The sequence below is a fragment of the Methylotuvimicrobium sp. KM1 genome, from assembly GCF_044788715.1.
In the GTDB taxonomy this organism is placed as follows: Bacteria; Pseudomonadota; Gammaproteobacteria; order Methylococcales; family Methylomonadaceae; genus Methylotuvimicrobium.
On record NZ_CP173170.1, the window covers coordinates 2,969,446 to 2,994,706 of the forward strand.

At 51.1% G+C, this 25,261-nt stretch carries 30 protein-coding genes; 8 read left to right on the forward strand and 22 right to left on the reverse strand.

Annotated elements, in window-relative coordinates; genetic code table 11:
• Positions 1-47: 47 nt before the first annotated feature.
• A complete protein-coding gene (locus ACINK7_RS12705) occupies positions 48-260 on the reverse strand; it encodes a hypothetical protein (protein WP_404355634.1) in 213 nt (70 codons plus the stop codon).
• A 318-nt stretch (positions 261-578) separates the two neighbouring features.
• On the opposite strand from ACINK7_RS12705, the gene ACINK7_RS12710 reads away from it, so the two are divergent.
• Positions 579-1,655, forward strand: a complete 1,077-nt coding sequence (locus tag ACINK7_RS12710; RefSeq protein WP_404355636.1) for a diguanylate cyclase — start codon at positions 579-581, stop codon at positions 1,653-1,655.
• Here ACINK7_RS12710 and ACINK7_RS12715 read toward each other — a convergent pair.
• Complete coding sequence (locus ACINK7_RS12715; protein WP_404355638.1) at positions 1,642-1,776, reverse strand: hypothetical protein; 135 nt, start codon at positions 1,774-1,776, stop codon at positions 1,642-1,644. The genes ACINK7_RS12710 and ACINK7_RS12715 overlap by 14 nt on opposite strands.
• Before the next feature lie 340 nt (positions 1,777-2,116).
• Here ACINK7_RS12715 and ACINK7_RS12720 point away from each other — a divergent pair, with 340 nt between their 5' ends.
• The 5 genes from ACINK7_RS12720 (at position 2,117) to ACINK7_RS12740 (ending at position 6,892) form a co-directional block, all read left to right on the forward strand.
• Complete coding sequence (locus tag ACINK7_RS12720) at positions 2,117-2,620, forward strand: DUF1269 domain-containing protein (RefSeq protein ID WP_404355640.1); 504 nt, start codon at positions 2,117-2,119, stop codon at positions 2,618-2,620.
• Positions 2,621-2,633: 13 nt separating this feature from the next.
• Positions 2,634-2,987, forward strand: coding sequence for a NifB/NifX family molybdenum-iron cluster-binding protein (locus ACINK7_RS12725; RefSeq protein ID WP_404355642.1), 354 nt, complete (start codon positions 2,634-2,636; stop codon positions 2,985-2,987).
• A gap of 99 nt (positions 2,988-3,086) precedes the next feature.
• Positions 3,087-4,490, forward strand: coding sequence for a cytochrome c peroxidase (locus ACINK7_RS12730; protein WP_404355643.1), 1,404 nt, complete (start codon positions 3,087-3,089; stop codon positions 4,488-4,490).
• Positions 4,491-4,925: 435 nt separating this feature from the next.
• The gene (ahcY, locus tag ACINK7_RS12735; protein WP_404355644.1) at positions 4,926-6,191 is read left to right on the forward strand and encodes an adenosylhomocysteinase; all 1,266 of its coding nucleotides are present in this window, start codon (positions 4,926-4,928) and stop codon (positions 6,189-6,191) included.
• Between the two features lie 227 nt (positions 6,192-6,418).
• A complete protein-coding gene (locus ACINK7_RS12740; RefSeq protein ID WP_404355646.1) occupies positions 6,419-6,892 on the forward strand; it encodes a DUF1348 family protein in 474 nt (157 codons plus the stop codon).
• A gap of 164 nt (positions 6,893-7,056) precedes the next feature.
• On the opposite strand, the gene ACINK7_RS12745 is transcribed toward ACINK7_RS12740, so the two are convergent.
• The 13 genes from ACINK7_RS12745 to ACINK7_RS12805 form a co-directional block, all read right to left on the reverse strand.
• Positions 7,057-7,818: an ABC transporter permease gene (locus tag ACINK7_RS12745; RefSeq protein ID WP_404355647.1), complete on the reverse strand. Its 762-nt coding sequence runs from the start codon at positions 7,816-7,818 to the stop codon at positions 7,057-7,059.
• Positions 7,815-8,789: an ABC transporter ATP-binding protein gene (locus tag ACINK7_RS12750; protein ID WP_404355648.1), complete on the reverse strand. Its 975-nt coding sequence runs from the start codon at positions 8,787-8,789 to the stop codon at positions 7,815-7,817. Before ACINK7_RS12750 ends, ACINK7_RS12745 begins: the two co-directional genes overlap by 4 nt.
• Before the next feature lie 380 nt (positions 8,790-9,169).
• Entirely contained in the window at positions 9,170-10,027 is an 858-nt protein-coding gene (locus ACINK7_RS12755; protein WP_404355649.1) for a pirin family protein, read from the reverse strand.
• Between the two features lie 358 nt (positions 10,028-10,385).
• A complete protein-coding gene (gene ggt, locus ACINK7_RS12760) occupies positions 10,386-11,939 on the reverse strand; it encodes a gamma-glutamyltransferase (RefSeq protein ID WP_404355651.1) in 1,554 nt (517 codons plus the stop codon).
• Between the two features lie 433 nt (positions 11,940-12,372).
• Positions 12,373-12,678 carry an MAPEG family protein gene (locus ACINK7_RS12765; RefSeq protein WP_404355653.1) on the reverse strand — a complete coding sequence of 102 codons (306 nt, stop codon included), beginning with the start codon at positions 12,676-12,678 and terminating at the stop codon, positions 12,373-12,375.
• A gap of 192 nt (positions 12,679-12,870) precedes the next feature.
• A complete protein-coding gene (locus ACINK7_RS12770) occupies positions 12,871-13,329 on the reverse strand; it encodes a hypothetical protein (RefSeq protein WP_404355655.1) in 459 nt (152 codons plus the stop codon).
• Positions 13,330-13,350: 21 nt separating this feature from the next.
• Positions 13,351-13,914 carry a GIY-YIG nuclease family protein gene (locus ACINK7_RS12775; protein WP_404361447.1) on the reverse strand — a complete coding sequence of 188 codons (564 nt, stop codon included), beginning with the start codon at positions 13,912-13,914 and terminating at the stop codon, positions 13,351-13,353.
• A gap of 22 nt (positions 13,915-13,936) precedes the next feature.
• A protein-coding gene (locus ACINK7_RS12780; RefSeq protein WP_404361448.1) for an IS3 family transposase occupies positions 13,937-15,435 on the reverse strand; the annotation gives its coding sequence in 2 pieces (ribosomal slippage) (positions 13,937-14,991 and positions 14,991-15,435; 1,500 coding nt in all).
• A 218-nt stretch (positions 15,436-15,653) separates the two neighbouring features.
• Complete coding sequence (locus ACINK7_RS12785; RefSeq protein WP_341326350.1) at positions 15,654-15,968, reverse strand: CopG family antitoxin; 315 nt, start codon at positions 15,966-15,968, stop codon at positions 15,654-15,656.
• 438 nt (positions 15,969-16,406) lie between these two features.
• On the reverse strand, positions 16,407-16,700 hold the full coding sequence (locus ACINK7_RS12790; RefSeq protein ID WP_404355658.1) for a hypothetical protein: 294 nt from the start codon (positions 16,698-16,700) through the stop codon (positions 16,407-16,409).
• Between the two features lie 88 nt (positions 16,701-16,788).
• Positions 16,789-17,442 carry a hypothetical protein gene (locus ACINK7_RS12795; protein ID WP_404355660.1) on the reverse strand — a complete coding sequence of 218 codons (654 nt, stop codon included), beginning with the start codon at positions 17,440-17,442 and terminating at the stop codon, positions 16,789-16,791.
• A gap of 80 nt (positions 17,443-17,522) precedes the next feature.
• Positions 17,523-17,960 carry a hypothetical protein gene (locus ACINK7_RS12800; protein ID WP_404355662.1) on the reverse strand — a complete coding sequence of 146 codons (438 nt, stop codon included), beginning with the start codon at positions 17,958-17,960 and terminating at the stop codon, positions 17,523-17,525.
• 62 nt (positions 17,961-18,022) lie between these two features.
• Positions 18,023-18,496: a hypothetical protein gene (locus ACINK7_RS12805; protein WP_404355664.1), complete on the reverse strand. Its 474-nt coding sequence runs from the start codon at positions 18,494-18,496 to the stop codon at positions 18,023-18,025.
• A 56-nt stretch (positions 18,497-18,552) separates the two neighbouring features.
• Between ACINK7_RS12805 and ACINK7_RS12810 the strand changes: the two genes are divergently transcribed.
• Positions 18,553-18,942, forward strand: coding sequence for a hypothetical protein (locus ACINK7_RS12810; RefSeq protein WP_404355666.1), 390 nt, complete (start codon positions 18,553-18,555; stop codon positions 18,940-18,942).
• Between the two features lie 81 nt (positions 18,943-19,023).
• Here ACINK7_RS12810 and ACINK7_RS12815 read toward each other — a convergent pair whose 3' ends face one another.
• A complete protein-coding gene (locus ACINK7_RS12815) occupies positions 19,024-19,692 on the reverse strand; it encodes a hypothetical protein (protein ID WP_404355668.1) in 669 nt (222 codons plus the stop codon).
• A 478-nt stretch (positions 19,693-20,170) separates the two neighbouring features.
• Between ACINK7_RS12815 and ACINK7_RS12820 the strand changes: the two genes are divergently transcribed.
• Complete coding sequence (locus tag ACINK7_RS12820) at positions 20,171-20,620, forward strand: tyrosine-type recombinase/integrase (protein WP_404355669.1); 450 nt, start codon at positions 20,171-20,173, stop codon at positions 20,618-20,620.
• A 33-nt stretch (positions 20,621-20,653) separates the two neighbouring features.
• Here ACINK7_RS12820 and ACINK7_RS12825 read toward each other — a convergent pair whose 3' ends face one another.
• The 6 genes from ACINK7_RS12825 to ACINK7_RS12850 form a co-directional block, all read right to left on the reverse strand.
• Positions 20,654-21,484: an SDR family NAD(P)-dependent oxidoreductase gene (locus tag ACINK7_RS12825; protein WP_404355671.1), complete on the reverse strand. Its 831-nt coding sequence runs from the start codon at positions 21,482-21,484 to the stop codon at positions 20,654-20,656.
• A gap of 206 nt (positions 21,485-21,690) precedes the next feature.
• Positions 21,691-22,344, reverse strand: coding sequence for a class I SAM-dependent methyltransferase (locus ACINK7_RS12830; RefSeq protein WP_404355673.1), 654 nt, complete (start codon positions 22,342-22,344; stop codon positions 21,691-21,693).
• Between the two features lie 35 nt (positions 22,345-22,379).
• Complete coding sequence (locus tag ACINK7_RS12835; RefSeq protein WP_404355675.1) at positions 22,380-22,850, reverse strand: DUF2202 domain-containing protein; 471 nt, start codon at positions 22,848-22,850, stop codon at positions 22,380-22,382.
• Positions 22,851-22,853: 3 nt separating this feature from the next.
• Positions 22,854-23,591: a ZIP family metal transporter gene (locus ACINK7_RS12840; RefSeq protein ID WP_404355677.1), complete on the reverse strand. Its 738-nt coding sequence runs from the start codon at positions 23,589-23,591 to the stop codon at positions 22,854-22,856.
• Positions 23,592-23,610: 19 nt separating this feature from the next.
• Positions 23,611-24,546 (reverse strand): SufB/SufD family protein, encoded by a 936-nt coding sequence (locus ACINK7_RS12845; protein ID WP_404355679.1) that lies wholly within the window; start codon positions 24,544-24,546, stop codon positions 23,611-23,613.
• On the reverse strand, positions 24,533-25,258 hold the full coding sequence (locus ACINK7_RS12850; RefSeq protein WP_404355681.1) for an ATP-binding cassette domain-containing protein: 726 nt from the start codon (positions 25,256-25,258) through the stop codon (positions 24,533-24,535). Before ACINK7_RS12850 ends, ACINK7_RS12845 begins: the two co-directional genes overlap by 14 nt.
• Positions 25,259-25,261: the final 3 nt, after the last annotated feature.

A 25,261-nucleotide genomic window follows, 5' to 3' on the forward strand; every position in this document is an offset into this window, starting at 1 on the left:
TAATCATCATTGGAAATGAATTATAAAGGTATACGAAAATTTTTGATTCATTGGTTATTTTTTTTACTTTTCCAGCTATCACTTATCATCGACTGTAATATTTTATCAATCCAGCCATCTAAGGATTTGGTCGTAAATAACTTCCCCATTTTACGGAGGGTTCGGTAGCTCGATTGGCAGGTGTCGGCGGCAGGGCAGATTTTTGCTCCTGCAAAATCTGCATTCACGCCATCCATGGCGTAATCAAAATCTGCATTCATGCCATCCTTGGCAATCAGTCGCCGCCGTCAAGCCTACACGGACATATTCACGGCGCTCTGCCAAGCGAGTGACCGAACCCTCAACAAAGCGCATAGTTCCAGGACGTTATTTATCACGAAATCCTAAGTTGCTTGTAAAATCAAATGAATAAACTAAGCTCATTTGTATAGAATCCTTTATAGTGATTGAACTCATAGCGCTCCGATTCCGCCCACAACCAACCGATTTTTACAATTCGATACAAGACCCAAAACAACTGACTAGAAGAGACTTTTCCGACCCAAGGATGATCGTGGCCTTTGTCTATTCATGATAACTTGACTACATGGACATTCACACTCATGCCGTTTAGAACCGATTACGACTACTCCACCGAAGAAAACATTCAATTCATGCATCGCATCGTTAAACTCATGATGCGAAATAAAATCACCCCAACCCCAATCAATTATGCCGTATTTTACGAATATACAGCGAGTTACAATGACAACCTCAAGGCCGCCGTCGACCAACTCATTGGCGAAAATAATCCTTTCGACATGGAGACCGGCCTAGCTTTATATAAAAAACATATCTGTCACGCGGCGCTGGTGTCGTTCGACAAAATCAATCACGATATACAAAGGATCATTAATCATACCGAAAAATCGGTTAATGAAACCCAGCAAAAAGCATCCGAAGCCAGCGATAGTTTTGAGGAAAAATCGATACGCCTGGAAAGCATAACGAATTTGGAAGAATTGAAAACCGTGCTGACCGAAATTGCCGGCGAAACAAAGGGCTTGATTGACACCAGCGATCATTTTAAGTCACAACTGGAAGCCGCTAATCAAGAAATGGAGCAGCTGCGCAAGGAACTTTCAAAAGTCAAGGAAGCGGCGACTGTCGATGCACTTACCGGTCTATTGAATCGCGGAACATTTGATGAGACGCTAACCAACCTCCTCGAGGAATCGAGCGACAAAGACATTTGCCTCACACTATTGGATCTGGACCACTTTAAGCAGGTCAATGATAAATTCGGACATTTGATCGGCGACAATGTGTTGAAATTCACCGCATCGCTACTGAAAAAGTATAGCGAAAAACATCATTATGTTGCTCGTTACGGGGGTGAGGAATTGGCCATCATCATGCCCAACACTTCATTATCCGCAGCGCAGGATATTGCCGAAAAAATCAGAACATCATTACAAAATAGCAGACTAAAACGCAAAAATAGCAACGAATCGATCGGCACCATTACGTTATCGATCGGTATCGCGACTCGAAAACAAAACGATACAATTGAAAGCTTTATCTTACGCGCCGATCAGGCCCTATATAAAGCCAAAGAAACCGGGCGTAACAAAGTTATTTGCGAATGGGCCATTGACGCAATCAGCCATTGTTAATGAAAACACCATTCAGCCGAAGCGCTTCAAAACCTACTTTGCGATTTTGTTTAAAGTCCTTGCGGATGGCCTCCCTTTCGAGCAACAAATCTTCGGTAAACTCTACTTGAAGATGCGCCATTTATCATTCATCGAGTTTTTGTTGGGAAAGTTCGTTTTATGATGACATGGGTAAATCTTAACGCATTCCATTAAATTCCACTGTACTCTAAACCAAACTTTGATTCACATCGGGTACGGTTTAATTGATAAAGTTGCACTGACTCATCAATTATTTTAAGGATTTCGCGAAAATAACTTCCTGGAGTTTTGATTTCATCTAGGGTTCTGTGACTCGCTTGACAGGACGATGCCCCGGCGCCGAATTTTGATCTAAGATAGATATAATTCAATTAGCCGATGTCACGTCGACAAAAATGTAGGCTATAATTTTTAATTATCGAATACATACAGGAAAGCTCATGAGAAGAATTTACTTTTTGTCCCCGGACATTGGAACCACACATAAAATCGTTGACGAACTTCGTTTGGAAGGGATCGAAGATAGACACATACACATACTGGCCAAACGCGACACGCCGCTTAATGACTTACCCGAAGCTTCGGAATTTCAAAAAACCGACTTTGTCCCCGCAATGGAACGTGGTGCTGCGTTAGGTGGGGCAACAGGACTACTCGCAGGACTCGTTGGTTTACGATTTGCAGGATTTGCTATTGCCGGAGGACCGGTTCTGGGTGTCTTGCTCTACGGTGCGACAATTGGCACAATCATGAGCGGTCTGGCCGGCCTCGAAGTTGGTAATTCGCGCGTCAAGGAATACTCCGAAGCAATCGAAAACGGCGCGTTCTTGGTCATGATCGATATCCCGACAGAGCGCATCGATACCATCAGCCAATTGATCGTCAAACATCATCCGAGCGCGAAATTCGAAGGTATCGAACCGTTGCTACCGCCATCCTATTGATTTGGGAATGGCCATGAAAATTGCCGTCGCCAGTCAAAATCGCAAAGAAGTGACCGGCCACACCGGCCGGTGTAGAAAATTCTGGATATACCACATCGAACACGACAGCATTACCGGGAAGGAGCTTTTAGAACTGAGCAAGGAGCAGTCTTTTCATGAAACATCCCGATTCGAGCCTACTCCGCTGGATGATGTAAACGTTCTGATCTGTGGCGGCATCGGTGACGGTCTCGCGCGTCGATTAGCGGAAAAAGACATCAAAGTCCTCGTCACTAAGGAGACCGGTCCCGATCTAGCCATTGAAGCCTTTTTAAAAGGCACATTAATAACGGAACCGATCGAACATCACGAACACAAGCATCGGTGAACAGGATCGTATTCTCGCGCTGACCGAATATTTATATCTATCGCTTGCAGGAATAAATCCTCTTTTTACATAACTGTGCAAAACCCGTGGAGTCGAACAATGAAAAAAGCCCAATGGTTCATTATCCTTCTGGTGGCAGTCATCCTATTTCTGCCGATTTCGAACTTGATTGGCTTGTCCGGCGAAAACGAGCCGATCGAAGTGATTGCCGGTAAATCGGAAGCTTTTGCGAAGGCTTCGCGGGTTTTGCAAAACAAATGCGTCGATTGCCATTCGCCCGGCATGACCCGAATGCCGATCTATTCTGGCCTACCGATCGCAAAACAACTGATGGAGCACGACATCGAAGAGGCCAGCGAACGGTTGTTGCTGACGAAAGAAGCCTACAGCGGCAAGGAAAGCTTCACACCATTAATGCTGGCCCGATTAGAAGGCGTTATCCGCAATAACAGCATGCCGCCGGCGCTATACCTTCTGATGCATTGGAACGGCAAGTTGAACCATGACGAAAAAACGACGCTACTTACCTGGATCGCAGAAGAGCGCGCGAAACATCCATGGAGCAGGGACGCCGCCAATCAGTTCAAGGGCGAACCGGTGCAACCGCTGCCGCTTTCGGTCGATCTCGATCCCGAAACGGTCGCACTCGGCGATAAGCTATTTCACGACCGCCGGCTGTCCGGAGATGATACGCTGAACTGCGCGTCTTGCCATGACCTGACGCGCGGCGGCACCGATCAAGCCAAAGTCGCGACCGGCATTCGCGGCCAGTTGGGTCCGATTAATTCGCCGACCGTTTATGTCGCGATGTATAACCTCGCGCAATTCTGGGACGGACGTGCAAAAGACCTTCAAGAACAAGCGGCAGGACCGGTGGCGAACCCGATCGAAATGGGCGCGGTCTGGGATGAGGTCGTCGAAAAACTCAAGCAAGACGAAGCCTATCAACAAGCATTCGCAAAACTGTATCCGAATCAAGGCTTGACCAAAACAACCGTCACACATGCGATTGCCGTTTTCGAGGAATCGCTGGTTACACCGAATTCCCGCTTCGATCAGTATCTACGCGGCAATACGAGCGCGCTGACCAACGAGGAAAAAGCCGGATACGAACTGTTCAAGACGCATTGCGCATCTTGCCACTCCGGCCCTGCACTCGGCGGCTTGTCGTATGAAAAAATGGGAGTCGCGCGCGATTACTTCAAACAACGCGGCGGCGAGTTGACCGAAGTCGACAACGGTCGTTTCAATGTCACTCAGGAGGAAAAAGACCGTCATTTCTTCAAAGTGCCGGTGCTGCGCAACATCGAACTGACCTTCCCTTACTTCCACGACGGTTCGGCCGAAACGCTCGCCGACGCAGTCCGCATCATGGGACAGGTTCAGCTCGGCAAAAACTTCAGCGGCGATGAAATCGGCAAGATGGTCGCGTTCCTGAAAACGCTGACCGGCGAATACAGAGGCAAGCCGCTTGGCGAATTGACCGCCGAGGACATTCGCTGACCTGGCTCGATACACGGCAGCTTAATGATTGCCCTCCCCCTTGAAAAAGGGGGATTGAGGGGGATTTATATAAAAAATCTCCTCTAACCCTGAGGTATCCCCACGAAATAGCCAAATAAAACAATTTTTTGGCTGAAAATTGGTTGATAGATATATTTATTTTTTATCATCATTCCTACGCTCTGCGCCACTGCCATTAAGTTAAGCCGTCACAGAGATAAGTAATACTTGCATTCAGGCTCTAATGTGCCTCAAAAGCTTGCCATCCATGGCACTGGATTCCGCCAGTCCATGGCGGAATGACGGGTTCCCCTTAACTTAATGGCAGTGATGCTCTGCGTGGGAACGAGCGTTTTGTGGGGATACCTTAGCCTCTAACCCCTCTTTTTCAAAGAGGGGAATTGAATACTTACCATTCACTCGGTTGAAACACCTATGCTCGATATCGACCACGACATCAACGACCTTTCTCTGGTGGATCAAGGCAGTGAACGCATCGAATGGGCTTTTTCGGAAATGCCGGTGCTGCGCGCGATACAGGAACGTTTTCAGCAAGATCGGCCATTGGCCGGGGCACGCATTAGCGGTTGTCTGCATATCACCACCGAAACCGCAAACCTGGCCCGCACACTGAAAGCCGGCGGCGCCGAGCTTGTTTTATGCGCTAGCAATCCGCTCAGTACGCAAGACGATGTCGCGGCTTCTCTGGTGAAACATCATCGGATTCCCACCTTTGCGAAACGAGGCGAAGACAACGACACCTATTACCGCCACATCGAAAAGGCGCTGGATCACCGACCTCAACTCACGATGGACGATGGCGCCGACTTGGTCAGCGAACTGCATAAAAATCGCCGAGAGTTACTGGACGATATAATCGGCGGCAGCGAAGAAACCACGACCGGCGTGATACGGCTGCGGGCGATGGCGGCGGATAAAGCCCTCAAATTTCCGGTGATCGCGGTCAACGATGCGATGACCAAACACTTGTTCGACAACCGTTACGGCACCGGTCAAAGCACGCTCGACGGCATCATTCGCGCTACCAATATTCTGCTGGCCGGCAAGACCTTCACGGTGGCGGGCTACGGATGGTGCGGACGCGGCATCGCGATGCGCGCAAAGGGCCATGGCGCACAGGTCATCGTCACCGAGGTCGACCCGCTCCGGGCGCTGGAAGCGGCAATGGACGGTTTTCGGGTCATGCCGATGCTTGAGGCGGCCGCCTGCTCGGATTTCATTGTCACCGCCACCGGCGACAAGCATGTACTGGATATAGCGCATTTTGAGGTCATCAAAGACGGCTGCGTGATCGCCAATTCCGGCCACTTTAATGTCGAGATCAACATACCGGCGCTCGAATCACTGGCAATCGACAAACACAGTCCGCGCCTCCATGTCGAAACCTATACGCTGGCAGACGGCCGTCAGGTCCGCTTGCTGGCCGAAGGACGCTTGGTCAACCTCGCCGCCGCAGAAGGCCATCCGGCCGCCGTAATGGATATGAGCTTCGCCAATCAGGCCTTGAGCATGGCCTATTTGTGGCGGCATGGCGCCGATCTCGAAAATGCCGTACATCCGGTGCCAACCGAAATCGATAATCAGGTCGCACAAATGAAACTGGCGGCGATGGGGCTCACTATCGACACATTAAGCGCGGAACAGCTGCATTATCAGGCCTCGTGGCAGGAAGGAACTTAATCCTAAATTCGACAGTTCAACCATGAAGCACATGAAGTTCATGAAGGATTTCAAGAAATTACCTAAATCTTATCGCTAACCTTTTGGGTGAGCGGAAGCTCTATTCAAACGCGTAATAAGTTATTGAATTATCTTCCGCGGATTCAACTAACAAGTTCCTATTCTTCATGGTGAAATGCTTTTTCTAGGTTAATGGATCGGAACATCTATCATAACGGAGACATACCATGACCCAAGAAATCAAAGCCCCCGTACCGCCCTTTACCGCCGATACCGCGGCGCAAAAAGTGCGCATGGCCGAAGACGCCTGGAATTTGCGCGACCCGGATCGCGTCGCTCTGGTCTATACCGAAGACACGGTCTGGCGTAACCGGGCTGAGTTTCCGCAAGGCCGCGAACAAGTGCGGCAGTTTTTGCAGCGCAAATGGGCCAAGGAACTGGATTACCGCTTGATCAAGGAGCTATGGGCCTTTACCGACAACCGCATCGCGGTGCGCTTTGCTTACGAGTGGCATGACGATTCCGGACAATGGTTCCGCAGCTACGGTAACGAGAATTGGGAGTTCAACCCGCAAGGTTTCATGCAGCGGCGCTTTGCCAGAATCAACGACCTGCCGATAAAACAAAAACAACGCTTGTTCCACTGGCCGTTGGGCCGTCGGCCGGACGATCACGCCGGTTTGAGCGATTTGGGCTTGTAACTAGTGGCTTGGAGGTGAAGGGAAGGCTGACAAACGGTATATCACTCCACTTGAATTCAATTGATCCAAGCGTTTTTCTATTCCGGCATCTGTCATGGCCGATTTAATTCGCGCATTCCGCGACGGCGGCCAAGTTACGGACACTCCGCCAAGCAAGCACCGTCTCAATGCCTAATCTTGTAACCCGTCTTGAACACCCACCACACGAAAGTCAGGCAGGTCATGAGAAAACCAAACGTCATGCCGATGCTGACGGCGACATCCACGTCAGCTATGCCGTAAAAGCTCCATCGAAAACCGCTTATCAAATACACTACCGGATTGAATAGCGTGATCTTCTGCCACAGTGGCGGCAACATATCGATGGAATAGAACGCGCCGCCTAGAAAGGTCAGCGGCGTAACGATCAACATCGGGACCACTTGAAGTTTCTGAAAGCTATCGGCCCACAGGCCGATAATGAAGCCGAATAGACTGAAAGTCACCGCAGTCAGCAACAGAAAGGCAACCATCCACACAGGATGGGCGATCTCGTAGGGTACGAAAATGCGTGCCGTGCCCAGAATGAGCAGGCCCAACATCACCGATTTGGTCGCGGCCGCTCCCACATAACCGATCAGCACTTCGAACCACGAAACCGGTGCCGATAATAGCTCGTAAATAGTCCCCGCCCACTTGGGCATGTAGATGCCGAAAGAGGCATTGGAAATGCTTTCGTTCAGTAAATTCAGCATTACCAGCCCTGGGATGATGAAGGCGCCGTAACTGACATTGTCGATGTCGCCCATACGCGAACCGATGGCTTTGCCGAATACGACGAAATACAGCGAGGTAGTCAGCACCGGCGCTACGATGCTTTCCGACAGCGTACGAAAGGTACGCGCCATTTCAAAATGGTAAATGGCGCGAATGCCGTAAATATTCATTCCTGCTTCCCCTTGGGCCGATGTACTAGGCTGACGAAAATGTCCTCCAGTGAACTCTCCCTGGAGCGTAAATCTTTGAATTCTATGTCGAGCTCGCCGAGCGTGCGCAACAGATCGGCAATCCCGGTTTCCTCTTCCTGGGCGTCGAAACTATAAACCAGGGCGTGTCCATCGTCGGAGAGCACTAACGGCCAAGCGCTCAGTCCGTCCGGGATGCTGGTCATCGGCCGCCGCAAAGTCAGCGTGAGCTGTTTTTTGCCGAGCTTGCGCATGAGCACCGTTTTGTCTTCTACGACGATCAGTTCACCCTTGCTGATGACGCCGATGCGGTCTGCCATGTCTTCGGCTTCCTCGATGTAATGAGTGGTTAGAATGATCGTGGTACCCTGAGCACGAAGCGCCCGCACCATGCGCCACATGTCGTGCCGTAACTCCACATCCACGCCGGCGCTCGGCTCGTCGAGAAACAATATCGTTGGCTCATGCGCGAGCGCCTTGGCAATCAGAACCCGGCGCTTCATACCGCCCGAGAGCGTCATGATTTTTGCGTTCCGTTTATCCCACAAGGACAGGTCGCGCAGGACCTTTTCCAAGTGGGCTGCATCGGGCGCCTTGCCGAACAGGCCCCGGCTGAATTTGACCGTCGCCCAGACCGATTCAAACGCATCCGTATGCAATTCCTGCGGCACCAAACCGATGGTTGCCCTCGCCGCGCGGTAGTCTCGCATGATGTCGTGTCCGTCGGCGATGATGGTTCCGGAAGTGGCCTTGACGATGCCGCAGATGAGGCTAATCAACGTCGTCTTGCCCGCACCGTTGGGTCCGAGCAAGGCGAATATCTCGCCGCGTTTGATGTCCAGGTCGATTTTATTGAGCGCCTGGAAACCGCCGGCATAGGTCTTGTTGACGCCACGCACGGAAATGATGGGGGTGGAGCTATTGGCGGTCATCGCCGCCGTGGCTGTTTTCATAGACGAATATGATATAGAAAGTGGATTTTAACTTCGGTTGCCGAATTCATGCGCAATCGTTTCATGACTCGGGTTTACAATCAAGCCGGCCGTGGAATTGGGTTCGTTTTTTCATCGCGCAGACCGACTCCCATCAAACGGTTATATGGTGTTGGACGATACGTTGGACGGCAACGGCAACCGCTCATCCTAAAAAGAGCAGTTGATAAGTATTGTAGACCGTTCGTGCTGAGCCAAGTCGAAGCATGAAGGGTCTACAACACTTACACCGGATTGGTGAAGCTTCAAACTACCGTTCACCCTTCGACAGGGCACTCCTGAGCGCAGCCGAAGGGGCTCAGGGCGAACGGTAGTTTGAAGCTTTCCTGCTCTTTTTAGGCTCATACCAGTTGCCCATTCCTATAGTCGGCCATGGCCTGCTCGATTTCTTCTCGTGTGTTCATCACGAAAGGCCCGTACTGAGCGATCGGCTCTCCTAACGGCCGGCCGACCAACAGCAAGAATGCCGCTGCTTGCTCTTCAGCCAAGATTTCAATCCAGTCGCCATCGGAAAGAACCCCGGCACTGTGCGATGCCAGGATACGTCTATTTGCCTTGGGTCCTATCGCCAATGTGCCCTCATAGGGATAAACAAAGGCATTGCGATCTTTAGTTATCGCGAGGTTAAAATTTTCGCTCGCAGGTAGCCTGACATCCAAAAACAAGACCTCGGTGCTTATCCCCTGAATCGGCCCGGCGATGGGATTGCCGGCGATGTCGGCAATCCCCGCAATAATTTTGACTTGCCCGCCGCCCGGCAATTTTTGCAACGGAATTTCTTCAGGCCGGACATCCTGATAACCGGCCGGTTTCATTTTCTCCCTTGCAGGCAAGTTGACCCAAAGCTGAAAGCCTCGCATGCGGCCGCTTTCTTGTTGGGGCATTTCAGAATGAATAATTCCGCGGCCGGCGGTCATCCACTGCGCGCCGCCGCTTTTTAAATCGCCCCGATTGCCGAGATGATCCTGGTGCAGCATGTGCCCCTCCAGCATATAGGTAACGGTCTCGAAGCCGCGATGCGGATGATCCGGAAAACCGGCGATGTAGTCGTCGGCATGTTCGGAAGAAAATTCATCCAGCATCAAAAAAGGATCGACCCGCAGTGCTTGCGTTTGTCCAAGGCTGCGACGCAGTTTAACGCCGCCGCCGTCCGAAGTCGCAATGGCTGGAATGATTTGTTGAAGCGTGCGTATGCTCATGTCAGTTTCCTCATGTTAACGACCTCCTATTTACAGCGGTCGAATGATGCGAAGCTTATTCCTTGACGGCTTCGACCGGGATGGTAAGGGTCACCTCGTCGCTTACCTGCGGTGCGTATTTGCCCATTTCTAAGTCAAATTAATCGTGAGTCACGAGCAGAGCATGTGATTATGTCATGCGACTCCCTTTTGATTGAAAAACCATCTAAGAATAAAAGGTATGGGATGTGTTTATCGAGGAGCAAAAATCAGCCCCTGCTGCCAACATCCTCGCTAGCCACACCCCATACCTTCATAAAGTTAACCATTTTTTGAGTATAAAGGGAGTAGATTGCAAGACCTGGTAACATTCTCTTCGCTATGAAATCTCTAAAGCGTAACCACCTCGACGCGGGTCGCCAATGCCGAAAAAACCGTCCGGCGAACTGCCGACCGAATGCGTCCCCCCAAAGAATAGATTGCGGTTGCCCCAGACTTTATGATTCGGATGATTTTTCAGAAGCCGGGCGACTTCGCTGTCATCAAAGCCTCCCTCTAAGCTGAGCAATCCGTCTTCATGATGAATGCGAGGATGCGTGACAGCCTGATCCAGCGACATCTTAAAATCGATCAAATTGAGTAGGACTTGCAGTATAGCCGTGCGCAGCCGGTTGGAACCCCCTGAACCCAAAGCGAAGCGCCGTTTATCCGGGAGCATCACGATGCAAGGGGCCATCATAGAGGTCATTCTCTGATGGGTCGGCCAATGATGAAAACCCTTGGGGTTGAGATCTTGTTCGCCCAGCATGTTATTGAGTATGATGCCGGTCCCCGGGATCAACAAACCGCAGCCCTCGCCATTGCTGGTAGTCAGACTGGCGATATTGCCCTGACCGTCGATCACGCTGATTTGCGTGGTTCCCCTGGAACAGATGGGCGCCGGTTTAATTTGATTACGATAGGCTTCGACGTTTTCCGCATCCAAGACATGCTCTCCGGGATGGTGCGTGTGATCGTCAAGGTAGGCGTCGATGCGCGCCTTATTGGTCATATCTTGAACCTGAGCCAGCAAATCGAGATACGGGGCCGTGCTTGGGCTATAGCGAGACAGGTCGAAAGCTTGCAGCAGTTGCAAAGCAAAAGCAATCAACGTGCCTCCGGAACTGGGGGCGGGATTGGTCAGCACGGTGGCTTCGCGATAATCGATCGACAACGGCTTGCGTTTGACCGGCCGATAATCATTGAAATCTTTGCCGACCAGGTGCCCGCCTCGTTCGGCACACAGTCTTATGACGGCGCGCGCGATCTCACCCTGATAAAAAAACGCATCGCCCTCGCGAGCCAGCACCTCAAGGCAATCGGCTAAATCGGGCAGATACAATACTTCCCCTTGCTGCAGCAATTGGCCTTGATGCGTTTTGCTGCCAAAGGTTTTACGCGTGTCGGGATAGGCCAGGTAAATCGCCTTGACAATATCAAAGATATAGGCCTGAAAGGCATTCATGACCACGCCGCCGCGCGCCAGTTCGATCGCAGGCTCGGCCAGAACCGTCATCGGCAGCGTACCGAGTTCACGATGAACCGCGAACAGCCCTTTGACGGTACCGGGTGTCGCCACCGAGCCCAAGCCGATATGAAACTCCTGCCGGACCGTTCCGAAATCCGCGGAAATCGGAAAAAAATCCGTGTCTTCGACCGCTCGTTTAGTGACCGGCGTTTGCACGAAAAAATCATACAATAGATTGTCGCCGGCCGCGGTTTGGGCCATCAAAAAACCGCCGCCGGCCAATGAGGACAGCACCGGCTCAACCACACAAGCCGCCAAATGAGCGGCAATCACCGCATCAAACGCATTGCCTCCTTCGCTGAGAATATATCCCGCCGCTTTTGCAGTTTGCTCATGGCCCGCCGCCACCACGCCCTTTTTTTGCATTTTATACTGGACTCCGACTCGTCTGTTCCGGAAAAGGCTCCTATCATCTTAATTTCGGCAGTTTAACCATGAGCTTCATTGTTTGGATTAAAGTCATAAGTACAATCCTTATAGTCATGCGGCTTTACGCTCAGGCTGTTCAAGTAGATCGATCGCCAGAAACCAAATCGTCTAGAAAAGGTAGAAAAGGGGTTTAATTAATAATTCAACCTGACCCTTTTTTTGAACTCTGAACTATGTGTTGGCACACGTATGTTGCTTGCTGCTTACCATGGGCGCAACATTCAACATACCGTTGGTCGTCTGACATATTCACTTCGCCTCATAACGTAAAACTTAGGGCGTGCAACTCACGGACGCTAAGACCCAAAGCTTGATAAATTACAAAACTTCAAAAACCGCCATGAGGCGGCACGTCCCTTTGAGCGCCATGTTAGAGCGTCCGTAAGCCGGTGTACACAACGTAAGCGAGATTGACTACTGCCAAACCGATCAGTGTAAAAATGGTGACTTGCATTCCCAGTATGCGATAACGAAGGCTTTCGGTCAGCAAGCCCCTGGCATGCAAGATGCGACCAACGAGCACGGCAATACCGCCGGAATGCACGAGGGCTGCATGAGCCCCGCTTAACTCAAGCAGAACGAGCAAGATGAGAGAGATAGGGATATATTCTGTTGCATTTCCCTGGGCTCGGATCGCAGCTTGGAGTTCAGGTTCGCCTCCATCGCCGAGACGCACTTTTTTTCCCGGCGCAACTTTATGACCCGAAGCGACAACCAGACAATCAATAGTGCCAACATCGCAGCATACAAAGAACTTATCATATTTCCTCCCAGTGATGCTTTAACGTAGAGCTAACCGGGCGCGGCACGGGAAGCTTGAAAATAAATCCGTATTTTAACCGCGCTCCGCTTGAGCGCCATGTTAGATTTATTCATCAATGCACTCGTCTTTGGTTTCGTACAAAGACCTATCTGATTCCAGTCGCCGAGCCACAAGCGGCAAAGCGCCGCACATCAACGAATTCCACAAGGCGGTGCTGTAATCGCTGTTCCACTTTTCAGCACGTTGGTGAGTATGTACATAGTGGCGGAGCTTTGAAAATGGCAGCATTGGAATTACCTCGTTTGGCTTCGAATGTGCTTTTTCAATAGGAAAAAATCGTGCGTAATCAGCACAAACAAAACCACACGCGAATGTTGCTTCGATGAAATTTTCGTATTCCGGCATATCACGAAAGCGATTGAATTCTTCGAGCGACAATTCCGTTGTCGATCTGAACTGACGTGAGCAGGCTTCTTCAAGCTTACGAATTGCCTTCGCTAAATGAAGCGACTGCACCTCGTAAATTGGTGTTCGCTTAGATACAGGGCCGAGCTTAATCTTCAAGATGCGCTCTCCGTTATGAGGTTACGAAACATGTGTGTAGGTTTCGTCGTAGATGTCGCGGATCAGCTTACCGTTAAACGTCCAATATGGGCCGGGCGCAACGTTGTATTCGAACTGAAGTACTTGGCGGGTAGCAGCGGTAAGCGACATTTCATCATCACCTAAACGCACTTTCTTTGGCGCAGTTACTAGAACTGTGGCTTCAGTCTTTGTTGACACAAGTGATGACCCAACAGGTATTCCCATTTCATCGAAGTTGAGCTGTGGCCGCTTAGCTTTGAGTTGCTCTCCGGCAAATATTGATTGCTGATCGATGGTTGTTGGTAAGTTGGCCACCTCTTGGGTGGCATCCTCCGTGTGGAGTAACTTGAGAATTGCAATGGCTTGCACAGCCTCAATCTCGAAGAACTCACGGCCCGGATTGGGACGGGCAGAAGAAAATGCAATATGAAGTGCTTTCTCAACCTCATCTGCATTTTCAACTTTGCAAGCGAACTCCAGCTTAAAAGGTACGGGAACGCCGGTCGAATATAACTGGGCGAGGCCGGAATGTGTCAATGACTTTGAGACACCAAGTTGATTTATTTAGTGTCTAATTGTTGTGTATTTATGGGTCGAGGTTCTCCTTTGTGTTTATAGGCGGATTAATCCAAACGGCGTTAGGCAAGCTGGGTGGCAAAGGGCACTTTCCTTTGAATCGCTTTGGATTGGCGAGGAAGGCAATCTCCAGGGTTTTTGCGCGTGCTTGGTATACCGTAGCCGCTTGGTCGAAATGGACGGTGGCCGGGGTCATGTAACCGATGCCCGAGTGGCAATGGGACTGGTTGTACCACGGGAAGAAGCGTTGGCAATGGCTGCGGGCATCCTCAAGGCATCCGAAGCGGACGGGGAAATCAGGCCGATATTTCAGGGTTTTGAACTGGGCCTCGGAATAGGGATTGTCATCCGAGACATAAGGCCGGCTATGGGTCTTGGCGACATCCAGATCGACCAGTAAGGCAGCCACGGGCTTGCTGCGCATGCTGGAACCGCGATCGGCATGCAGCGTCAGTGTATTCGGCGGGATGTTGTGCTTGGCCACCGTCTCGGCGATCAGTTGCTCGGCCAGTTCGGCGGTTTCCCGCGGGGCGACCATCCAGCCAACGACATAGCGGCTAAAAATATCCAGGATCACATACAAGTGGAAACAGGTCCATTTAGCCGGGCCTTTGAGTTTCGTGATATCCCAGCTCCAGACCTGGTTAGGCGAGGTGGCCAAGAGTTCCGGCTTGGTGTAGATCGGGTGCGTCCGTTGGCGCCTACGCTCCGCTGACTGGCCGTCCGCTTCCAGAGCACGATACAAGGTGCGCACCGAGCCGATGTAGCGCCCCTCGTCCAGCAGAGTAGCATAAACAAAATACGGTGAGCAGTCGGCGAAGCGTTCGCTGTTAAGCACCTCCAGGAGTTGCTGCCGCTCATTAGTCGAGAAAGCCAGCGGGGCGGACGGACGGGGCACCCGCGTTACCGACACAGGCGCCAGGTGGCGCCGACGGGCATCCTCGCGATAGACCGAACTGCGGTTCAAATTCAGGGCTGCACAAGCCGGAGCCAGGCCGACCTCCGGGGCCAACTGGTTAAGGGCTTGCATCAGCTGGACTCGCTCGGCGTCTCGTCCGTCGGCAGTCCGAACAAGACGCAAAGTTTTTTTTGGACATCAATAATGGCATTGGCCTGAGCGAGTCTACGACGCAGGCGCTCATTATCCTGGGTAAGTTGGCGCACACGACGGTCCTCGGCCTGAGCCGGATCGGTCTTGCGCCCGCGCTTTTGCGGCGCCAGCGCGGCACGCTGATCGGCAGCACGCTGATCGGCAGCACGCTGTTTGCGCCAAGTGGCTAATTGGGATGAGTAAATCCCTTCTTTGCGTAATAGGGCGCCAATCTCACCCGGCTGAGTACAGCAATCAGCGGCATCCAGGATGCGGCGCTTGTCGCTGCTGGTAAATTGTCGGCGCTGGGCGGTGGCAACCACCTCCGGATCGGGCCGCGCGCCGGAGGTCGCGTTTCCAGCCGCCCTACGGGCGTCTTCCAACGCGACCTCCGGCGCAGTTAATTGTGGTGATTCCATGGTCTCTGCTTTTGATTTGCTCATGATTCTGGCCTACCTTTATACTCTAATTTCCGAGGGGTCGGTGTCTCAGGTCATATTGGCACAGGAGGGGCGAACACTAATGTCCTCCTGTGATGTCTTGCCAATCTTCACCAGTCCAGGCATTGCGGGATTGGTAAGTACATAAACGATGCTCAGTTGTGGCATTAAAGTACTCGCAAAATCTAACGCCCAAATCAGCCGCGCGTTTTTTGCGTCGGCTGCATTTGTTTGTTAGCTGTGAGGTCTTGCAAAGAACCTGAGATGTATTTGTGAATGATGCTCGACACAAAGGTTTGGTAAGGAATACCTTCCTCTGTGGCTCTAGACTGGATAGCCGTTAAATCTCTGTTGGAGATTCGAATGTTTATTCTTTTATCTTTCTTAAATGTGTTACTGGCAATTGCCTCCAGCTCTTCTCTTCGAGACTCTGTTAAAACTGACTCAAACTCCCCAGCCTCAACAGCATCAAGGAGCTCTTTCTCTTCTTTGGATAACTTGGACTTGCTCATGATCTACCTCCAAGGTACAGCTTGGTAAATTTTCTACTGGGAATGATCGTTTTCAAAAATATCTCATCAACACTTTCTACATAGGGGACAAGATAAGCGTACTCCCTGATACAAATGACGAAAATCCGTTGATTGGGGTAATTTGAAGCATTAGGGTGGGCGATATCATCCAACAGACCACCATGCTCAATGTGAAAGATCGCCTCCTCAAAGGATACGCTCCTATTTACTATAAGCTCCCGATTTTTATCAGGGTTCCAATTGTAGATTTTCATGGATGGAAGTCTAGCACAAATGTGTGCATTTTGTCTTCAATAAAACTAACGACCCGCATAACTGGAAAAATGTGGCGTAGTGAGGTACGAACGTAGCTACATTTTTTCCATGTTGATGCGATGGTTAGGCCACGGCCGAGGCGCAACGGGGCCTGGTGTGTGACTACTCATGGAGTGAGACATCAATTGCCTTGAGTCTATCGGCAACAGGCAGGCGGGCAGACTCCGGCAGGTGCCCCAGTCCCATCGCCGTCTCCTCAATGAAGCACAAGTGCCGGGCAATGAACTCGGCCGACTCGCCACGGGCCAGGTAGCGATAGATCTCGCCAATGTACGAGTCGTACTCATCGCGAGGCCACTCCGGATCATCCATGACACCGATTGGATCCCAATGTTCAATTAGCACCTTCCTAATCGCCTCAGTGATGCTCTTTGCTTGGGTCTTGCGATCAGTCATGTGCGAGGCCTAACGTTTCGCGTAACAGGCGTCCAAAAGCATAGCGAGGAACGAGCGACGCTTTTGGGCGTCCTGGTTTACGCGCTTGTTAGCCATTATTTGCTCTATATTCATCAAATATTTTTCTTAGCTCAGAAAACGGCTTTAAACCTTCCGTTTCTGGGTTTGCTGGTAATCTTTGGTGGTCGATATATCGAATTCCCGTAACAACGTCATATTCGCCCAAGGCCATATCCAGAAGTATATATGCCCCGGATATAAATGCATTTCGTTCTTCTTCTGAGTATTCCCGGTGATAGATAATTAAATCAAAGTATCCATCTTGAATCCGGTAGTATATCCAAATGTTGGCCGGGTCAAATTCTTTTCCAGCATAATCTAACTTGAATCTAGCGTAATTGTCCATTCTTGGCCTGAACGCAACAATAGACCATTTTTTAAAGCTAGGGGCTGCTTCCTTTAATGTCTTGACAGCGGGGAATAGTTCTTTTAATCCATCCGCACTAATGATGAACTCACGTTTACCATTCTGTTCCTGCGATATTTCGAATACAACACCCTCTTTGTATTTTGAAAGTTGTTCTGAGATTTCATCAAGAACTGGCTCTTGATTGTTTTCAAATTGATATATCTTCGACTCATTTTTTTGGAACCACTTCCAAAACCTTTGTTCTTCCGTTTCTTTTGCAAATAGTCCCATAGGCATCATCACCAGCATTGCAATTGTTAATAGATTCTTCATTTTGTGTGGCTTACGCCCCAGATCAGCCGCGTGCCGCGAGCGCAGCGAGTGGCACGTCGGCTGGAGTGCCTGGTTATGCCTCATTGCGCGAGCTTGAACCACAGTGGACGGAATGGCAAAGCAAGAAAAGCCACAACAGCGAAACTGGCCGGCGCGAATAAAAATGCACTGAGGCCAAACCCTATGGAAGCAAGCAACGCCGCCGGGAGAAGCGCGGCGGCGGTTAGCAGCAAGAACGACGTTCTGTAGAAGCGCTGCCGAGTGAGAGCCTGCCTTTTGCAGAGAAGCCAACCGGCAAAGGGAAACGCAATGGCGACAAACAGGATGGCAGCGAGTAGGTGCGCCAAGATTATGGCTGAGCCCTGAGCCTCTGATGCTTCGACGGGAGGGCCATGCTGAATGTCGTATGCAGCGTAGATCATCAGAGCAGCCGGAATAACGGAGGCAGCCAAAGTAGAAATGGCTGTTGCTCGCAGATAGCGAGGGGCCGGCAAAGCGGATGTCTTATCTCGAGGCATAACGCCTTGCTCACCGGAAAATTGGGAGCGCAGCGAGTAATTTTTCCGAGTGCAGCAACTTGTTATGTGTATCGGCGATCATTAACTGCACAAACCATTGTATTAAGCTCGTCAATTATTACTTGTGGCGCTCTAACATCAATATCTCTAAATAGGATTTTATCCATTTCGGCTAGTAACTTTCTTGCATCTGACATTAGGTATTCACCAGTCTCAGTAAAGTGAATTTCTTTCTGCTTGCCAGCGCCATCTATTTGCTCAAGATAACCCAACTGGCAGAGCTGTTTCACAGTTTTCGCGACCATCTGTCTTGTCACGTCTAAATTTCTTGCTATTTCTGAGCCATGGTTCACTCCGCACTCGAGAACACTGAGAAAAGAAAGAAGGGACGGCGTGAGCGATGCATAACCCTTTTCTAATAGGCGCTGAGAAAGATATTTTGTAATGACATCATTTAGCCTTTGCGCGCTTTGAATGAGCTGCAATGACTGAGATTCCACCAGCGGAACCCCTCTTTGTGTAAACCTGGTTGACATAAGACTCCTTAGCAGCTACTCTCTATGTCAACCAAGTATACATAGGAGAGCTGATTATGTTAATTCTAAAGAATGTTATGCGTGCAAATGCTACTAGCTGTTTAGCTTTCGGGGGGCTATTCGCTCTACAACCCAGCCTGGTGGCAAATTTCTTAGGCGGCGCGTCATCAGCCCCTCAAATATACATCCTGATTCTGGGCATTCTATTGATACTGAATGGACTTCATCTGCTTTGGGCGTCAAGAGTTCCTTTGCCACGAAAAGAACTGATTTTGTATTTTTCAACAGGCGATTATCTTTGGGTGATCGGATCAATAGGGCTAATTGTCTCGGGAGTATGGATTACGACCACTGCTGGGGTATTGGTCGCGAGTGCTGTTGCCGTCATGGTTGGTCTCTTCGGGGTCCTTCAAATGACGTGCAGAAAAGCAATGGGGCACTGCTAGGCATAATTGACACATAATGCCTACAGCAGAGGCAAACCGGAGCGCAGCGTAGGTTTGTCCTGCTGACTGTATTTGTTAGCGTCAATGTTCATATTCAAATATCTGAGATTCATACAGCTGCCTATTTACGAAATTAAATAGATCTTCTAAATACCAATAGAGTGCTTTTATTTTTTCAGTTTCTATATGTTTTCTTTCCAGTCCATTAGAAACATATAGTGAATTCCTGCCTGCTGTGTGTGCGACATTGTGGCGATACCTTTCATTAGCTCGGAAGGAGCTCCAATCGATAGTATTTCCATTTACCTCTGTTTTAAAACTTTTAATGTCGATAGTAAGCTCGGTCTTAAGCAGCTTAATTCTTTCTTCCTGAACATTAGATTTATAATTATCCTTCATCCAGGAGTCTTCTTCGATGTCTTTAATAACTGGATTAGATAAAAATTGCCTGCATTTATTTTCATCCCATTTTAGGATTAACTTGTCATTCTGCTTGAACTTACCTGAACTATTACCCCAAACCAATATAATGGTGTTTGCGATATAAAATTCGAAAATTGAAAACGCATTAACTATGAATTGATTCTTGGCAAAGCCCAACATTTCTTCACTATGCTTTTCAAATTCTTCATGAGACCCGTGAAGACCTCTTCCATGTCTACTCCCTGCATCAGTCTCTCTCCACTCAGTGAAGTAAGTGTTTGGAACTTCATAAGGGCCTTCAACTTCAAGATTTTTCCTTACGAGCAACCCAAATTCCGTGTAGCGAAAAAGACCTATCGAAGAAGAAAGGTCATTACTCGCGATGACTGTGGGCCATAAAATTGGATGTTTGAGTCGTAAAGGCATATTTTCACGCTAACTATTGATTCCCAGGCAAATCTGCCCATACAAGTCGATATTACCGGTATTTTCAGGCACTTTTGCCTTGATATTTGAAAAACCGCGCATAGTTGCCTCGATAACTTGATATTAGCTGACAATCCAAGCAGATTTGCCCGCCTATTAAATTGCCGCTGACTTTAGATGGTACTGTTTTCGAAGTCAAGTTCAAGTTCGCAAGCTCTACCGGTTGTGGCGTGCGAAGGATCATGCGTCTCAAACATTATTCCCTGCATACCGAACGTGCTTAACTGTGATCGAATAAGGTAATTCGTCAGGTTTCATCGAATGACGGGAAGATAATCTTTATTTGAAAACAGCGAAGCCAAAATCGAAGCCTTTTGGATTGATCTGGCAACACAATGTCGCCGGATCGACGCAAAATCAGGCGATGAACGCTTTGGTGTTTTTGTACAAACAAGTTCTCGACAAGCCGTTGGAAAAGCATATCGATGCAATTCGCTCCGGTAAAAAACGGCACATTCCGGTCGTGTTGTCGGCGGATCAAGTGAAACAGGTATTGGCGCGTCCGGAAGTCGTTCCGCAGCTCGCGGCAAAAATTCTGTACGGTAGCGGATTACGGATTACCGAGGCGGTCAGGCTCAGAGTTCAGGATCTCGATTTCGAATACAAACAGATTCCAGTGTATTCCGGCAAGGGCGACAAAGACCGGGTGACAACCTTTTCCGCGACGTTGATGCCGCTGCCGCGCAATCACCTTGATAAGGTCAAGCTGATTCAAAGCCGCCGTCGTCTCGGATTCCGCGTGTCGGCAATGAGGAAGGGCAATGGTTGACTCAACAATGACGGTCATGGGTTAACGCTGCAATCAACGGATCGAATAGTTCGAACAAACTCGATAAAGCGCGTCGACAGCCTCCTTGTCTCGGCTGTAGCTGCAAACGACTTCGCGCTTGTGCTCATAGTAGCGCCCGGAATGTTGCTGGGCGCCCGGGTCGGTCGCGAGCCATACCGGCGTTTCGGCGCCCTGATCCGGTGTTTCGTGGCCGCCGAATCCCAAATCGTTGCTCAATTTCGAATTGACGTCGCCCGGATGGCAGGCATTGACCGCAACTCGGTAAGGCAGCAGTCTTTCCGAGAAAGCCGCGCTCAGCATGCGGTCGGCCTGTTTTGACTGCCGGTAGGCGCTGTCGTTGTCATAGCGCCTACGGGTAAACTCCAAATCGTTCAAATCCAGGCCGCCGGCCCAGTAGCTCGCGACATTGACGACACGGGCAGGCGCCGACGCTTTCAATGTATCGGTGAACGCGTCGATCAATCGAAAATAACCGAGCACGTTGGTGGCGAACTGCATTTCGATGCCTTCGGAGGTTTCCTGTCGGTTGCACGGCGTGCAGGCGGCATTGTTGATCAATGCATGCAGCGGACCGGTCCAGCGCTCCGCCAAACCAAGGATTTCGAGATGCTCGCTCAAGTCGGCGAGCTCAAAGCGCACTGCTTCGTTCCCGGTGGCAGCGATGATTTCCCGCACCGCTCGTTGTGCTTTATCGCCATCGCGGCAGACCAATACGACTTCGGAATTCGGCTTTGCCGCCAGTTGCCGCGCAATGGCTTTGCCAATCGCCCCGGTGGCGCCAGTGACCAAATAAACCCGTGCACCGGAACTTTGAGCGCTTGATGAATAAAGAGATGAAACCATGAAACCGCACTCCATCGATGGATGTTTAGATCCGTATATTATCGTGTAACTGTCGTTTTCAATGAATCAATCCTCGTAACTATTCAGCGCATTTGGTCGGTTTGGCGTCGGGTATTGATTTCTAAGGACGCGTAAATACGTCCCTGTAAGCTCTGACTGCAACGTCCTGTTGCAGACAGCCTTATAAATCAATGCCCGACACCTTCTTATATATGACTTATGCTGAAATCCTCTTTCGTTGCCGCGACGACAACGAATGCACATTGCCCCCGCCCTGCCCTTAGCGATTCGATCTCCCGAGTTTCGGGTAATGGGCGGGCGAGCGTCTGGCCCCAAGCGTCGATCGAGAAACAGGTTTCCAGCAGAAGTTGCTCCACCTCATCAGCCGAAATGAATGTGGCTTCGCGGTAAAATACGCTCTCGTCCTGATGCGCCAGATAATCTTGTCCCAAGGCGCTTTCCCTATCGATAAAACCGATCACAAGGCGCCCGCCCGGCTTGAGCACACGATGCGCCTCGGCAAGCATCTTCACTGGGGAGTCGACAAAACAAATGGTCGTTACCACCAACGCGTAATCGAAGGTGCCGTCTTCGAAAGGCAGATTCTCGGCCACGCCTTCCACGACCTTTATGCCTCGCGCCTCAGCATGGCCCAACATCGCTCGCGATGGGTCCACGCCAACCTGTACCCCCAACGGCGCCGCGAAGCGACCGCTGCCGACGCCTATCTCGACCCCGTAGCCTTCCCAGGGCACGAATGGCCGCAGCGCCAGCAATTCCGAGATATAAGCAGCCTCGTGCTTTTCGAACCACGCCTCGTAACGTTGATGATGAGCCTCGAACGGCGCCGCCCTAGCCATGTCGCAACTCCTGTCGAAGGCGGCTATCCGCGTTCCTATTCATGGCCGCACCCGTGTCTGCCGCGCCGACCTTCCCCGCCGCCATGTCCACCGCGTCCGGATGATCCTTGCACACATCGTTGAAACGCCGGCAGGTGGCGCTGCTGCGATGCATCCCGAAGATTGCGGAACACGGTCAAAATATCCGGTCGCTCCGTGGCTTGAATTAGACGTTCGTATATTTCGGCATTGGCGATTTCGGCGGCGACGCCGGCTTCGCAAGCTTCTTGCAGACTCGTATAACGCTCAACCTTTCCCAACCAGGGATTCTCGGGAATGGTTAACCCATAGCGAGAAAAAAGGGTGGAAAGCGCTTCTATGTGTCGGCTTTCCGCATCTCGTATGTTGCTGAACGGCGGCACATCGCCAAAGTCGGCAATGACTTGATCGTAAATCGCCAAGGCCCGGTATTCATCATCCAACGCCTCGTTGAGGGCGGCGATTTCAGTTTCGGTGAGCCGGTTCATGGTTTATCCTCCAAGGTGAAAGAAAGCGACGGTTGCGATGCCCGCGAGCAACAGCACTATTTGGCGTAGCGATGTCAGCAGACTAGTATGCCGGTGCAAGGCCGGAATCAGGTCGGCCGTCGCGATATAGATGAAGCTGGCGGCAGATATCGCCAAAATATAGGGCGCCGCCTCGCGAGTCTCGACCAGCCAAAAATAGGCGATCAGTGCGCCGGGCAATGTGGCGATGGATGATAGTCCATTAAACACCAAGGCTTTCACACGGCTGTAGCCGTTGTCGAGCAGAATTGCGAAGTCGCCGACTTCCTGCGGAATCTCGTGCGCAATCACCGCCAATGCGGTAGTGACGCCCAATGGAATAGACGTAAGGAAGGCTGCGGCGATCACCACGCCGTCCACAAAATTATGGAAGGCATCGCCGATCAGAATCAACGGCGCGGCATGGCTATGTACTTCGCATCCGCTATTGTGGCAGTGACGCCAGATGACGAGTTTTTCCAAAACGAAAAAGCCGACCATGCCGGCCAAGACCGTCGCCATGACGGCGATCGCCGGAGCCTGTTTCAGCCCGGCGGGCAACATGCCTAGAAACGCCGCGCCGAGCAGCGTGCCGGTCGCGTAGCTGATCAGGCAGGGAACGAGGACCTTACGAATGCCTTCCGGAAAAAACAAAAACAAGGCCGCACCGGCAATTGCACCGATACTGCCCAACAGGCTGAATCCGATTATCCATAGTAGCATTCGTAGTACCTCGATCGATTTAACGCAACATGCCCAGCACGATCATATCAGTGGCCTGCTCGGGGGAAAGCCCGTGCGCGATCAAGGTCTCCATTTGTTTCTTGTCGACCGTGCCGATAGCCGCTTCGTGAGTGATCTTCGCAAGCGGATGACTGACTTTGACGACCGGCGTCGATTGCCCGACCGCTTGATCCTTGATGATTTCCATGCAATCCATGTGGCCGCGCGCACCCTCGGCGCAGCCCTCTGTGATGCCGACGATGTCCGCCCGGGCTTCGCCTTCCAGCGCGACGCGGCTTTTGATCATGCTGCGCGAGAACAGGCCGTTTAGACTGACTTCTTCGTTGATTTTGATCGTATCGTCGTCATGTCCGAAAACGCGGGAAACAATCTCGACGACCGCATAATCGTCGGCCTGTATCGATTCATTCAAATCGAGCCGCCCGACCCTGCCGGATGTCAACGAGAAATCCGAGCCGTAGCGCGCATGCTTGCCGACTTTGATCTGTGCTGTTGAGTTGACCTCGATGCCACCGGATAGCCCATGAATATGACTATCGGTGAAATGCGCCTGCGCTCCGTCGCCGATCTCGATGAGCTTCTGCATAGTGTGTTTGACGACTTGGGCATTCGCGAACAGGCCGTGCGCGATGAAATCGGCCTTGGCGCCCGGTTCGAGCACGATATGAACGCTAAAGTTTTGACTACCGATGCCATGCAGCAGCGCGAAGCAAAGATGAACAGGATTCACGATGTGTGTATCGCGTTCGATCCTGATGTCGACCTTCGTCGATTCAGGGTTTTCATCGATCTTTATCGAAAGACCCGGAATCGACCGATGACTGAGCAGCGATTGCCCATCCGCCGCGATATGCGCGGTTTCACGGTCGTCCAGGATACCGCGATCGATGCCGCTCGCGTTCAGTAACGGAATGAATCGATCAGTCAGCGGCATAGTCGCACTCCCGGCCGTTACAAACGACACAATGTCTGGCCTTGTAATTTTGGATGATCTTATCCGGCGCGCCGGTCATGACGACTTTGCCGCCGCACAGCAGCGAAGCCTTGTCGGCAATGCCGGCCACTTCTTCGCGATGCGTGATCAACAGAATCGACGACCCGTTTTGTTGTATTCGCTTGATCACGGCCAGGATACTCCGGACCGAGACCAAATCGATGCCGGACACCGGCTCGTCCAGAATGCAAAGCCGGGGCCGCAATGCCAGCATGGACGCCAGCTCGATGCGTTTTCTTTCGCCGCCGCTCATCGACTTGTCCAACGGCCTGTCGAGATAGTCGGCGGGGTTCAATCCGACCTGGGCTAAGCATTGCGATAAATCCGCTTGACCCCGGCCAATGCTCAAATAATCGCGCACCGAAATGCCTTCGAACAAGGCCGGCTCTTGCCAGACCATCGAGATGCCTGCCTGGGCGCGTTCGTACATCGTCCAGGCGCCGATGTCTCCTCGGCCGTCAAAGACGATTTGCCCGGAACTCAGCCGAAAACCCTCGCTGCCGATGATCAAGCGCGCCAGGGTGCTCTTACCGGTGCCGTTCGTGCCGATCAGCGCATGCACATCCCCTTCGTCGATAGCAAAATCCAGACCGTCCAGAATGTTTTTCTGTCCCACCCTATAAACAGCTCGACGCAGCTCCAGCAAAGCCATACG

What these genes read in the sequence shown, in the direction of transcription:
- ACINK7_RS12705 (WP_404355634.1), bottom strand. Translation starts at nt 260, where the DNA reads ATGAATGCAGATTTTGATTACGCCATGGATGGCGTGAATGCAGATTTT.
- ACINK7_RS12845 (WP_404355679.1), bottom strand. Translation starts at nt 24,546, where the DNA reads ATGCCGCTGACTGATCGATTCATTCCGTTACTGAACGCGAGCGGCATC.
- ACINK7_RS12810 (WP_404355666.1), top strand. Translation starts at nt 18,553, where the DNA reads ATGTTAATTCTAAAGAATGTTATGCGTGCAAATGCTACTAGCTGTTTA.
- ACINK7_RS12840 (WP_404355677.1), bottom strand. Translation starts at nt 23,591, where the DNA reads ATGCTACTATGGATAATCGGATTCAGCCTGTTGGGCAGTATCGGTGCA.
- ACINK7_RS12800 (WP_404355662.1), bottom strand. Translation starts at nt 17,960, where the DNA reads ATGCCTCGAGATAAGACATCCGCTTTGCCGGCCCCTCGCTATCTGCGA.
- ACINK7_RS12755 (WP_404355649.1), bottom strand. Translation starts at nt 10,027, where the DNA reads ATGAGCATACGCACGCTTCAACAAATCATTCCAGCCATTGCGACTTCG.
- ACINK7_RS12825 (WP_404355671.1), bottom strand. Translation starts at nt 21,484, where the DNA reads ATGGTTTCATCTCTTTATTCATCAAGCGCTCAAAGTTCCGGTGCACGG.
- ACINK7_RS12720 (WP_404355640.1), top strand. Translation starts at nt 2,117, where the DNA reads ATGAGAAGAATTTACTTTTTGTCCCCGGACATTGGAACCACACATAAA.
- ACINK7_RS12835 (WP_404355675.1), bottom strand. Translation starts at nt 22,850, where the DNA reads ATGAACCGGCTCACCGAAACTGAAATCGCCGCCCTCAACGAGGCGTTG.
- ACINK7_RS12850 (WP_404355681.1), bottom strand. Translation starts at nt 25,258, where the DNA reads ATGGCTTTGCTGGAGCTGCGTCGAGCTGTTTATAGGGTGGGACAGAAA.
- ACINK7_RS12785 (WP_341326350.1), bottom strand. Translation starts at nt 15,968, where the DNA reads ATGAGCAAGTCCAAGTTATCCAAAGAAGAGAAAGAGCTCCTTGATGCT.
- ACINK7_RS12795 (WP_404355660.1), bottom strand. Translation starts at nt 17,442, where the DNA reads ATGAAGAATCTATTAACAATTGCAATGCTGGTGATGATGCCTATGGGA.
- ahcY (WP_404355644.1), top strand. Translation starts at nt 4,926, where the DNA reads ATGCTCGATATCGACCACGACATCAACGACCTTTCTCTGGTGGATCAA.
- ACINK7_RS12725 (WP_404355642.1), top strand. Translation starts at nt 2,634, where the DNA reads ATGAAAATTGCCGTCGCCAGTCAAAATCGCAAAGAAGTGACCGGCCAC.
- ACINK7_RS12830 (WP_404355673.1), bottom strand. Translation starts at nt 22,344, where the DNA reads ATGGCTAGGGCGGCGCCGTTCGAGGCTCATCATCAACGTTACGAGGCG.
- ggt (WP_404355651.1), bottom strand. Translation starts at nt 11,939, where the DNA reads ATGCAAAAAAAGGGCGTGGTGGCGGCGGGCCATGAGCAAACTGCAAAA.
- ACINK7_RS12730 (WP_404355643.1), top strand. Translation starts at nt 3,087, where the DNA reads ATGAAAAAAGCCCAATGGTTCATTATCCTTCTGGTGGCAGTCATCCTA.
- ACINK7_RS12715 (WP_404355638.1), bottom strand. Translation starts at nt 1,776, where the DNA reads ATGGCGCATCTTCAAGTAGAGTTTACCGAAGATTTGTTGCTCGAAAGG.
- ACINK7_RS12790 (WP_404355658.1), bottom strand. Translation starts at nt 16,700, where the DNA reads ATGACTGATCGCAAGACCCAAGCAAAGAGCATCACTGAGGCGATTAGG.
- ACINK7_RS12750 (WP_404355648.1), bottom strand. Translation starts at nt 8,789, where the DNA reads ATGAAAACAGCCACGGCGGCGATGACCGCCAATAGCTCCACCCCCATC.
- ACINK7_RS12805 (WP_404355664.1), bottom strand. Translation starts at nt 18,496, where the DNA reads ATGTCAACCAGGTTTACACAAAGAGGGGTTCCGCTGGTGGAATCTCAG.
- ACINK7_RS12740 (WP_404355646.1), top strand. Translation starts at nt 6,419, where the DNA reads ATGACCCAAGAAATCAAAGCCCCCGTACCGCCCTTTACCGCCGATACC.
- ACINK7_RS12745 (WP_404355647.1), bottom strand. Translation starts at nt 7,818, where the DNA reads ATGAATATTTACGGCATTCGCGCCATTTACCATTTTGAAATGGCGCGT.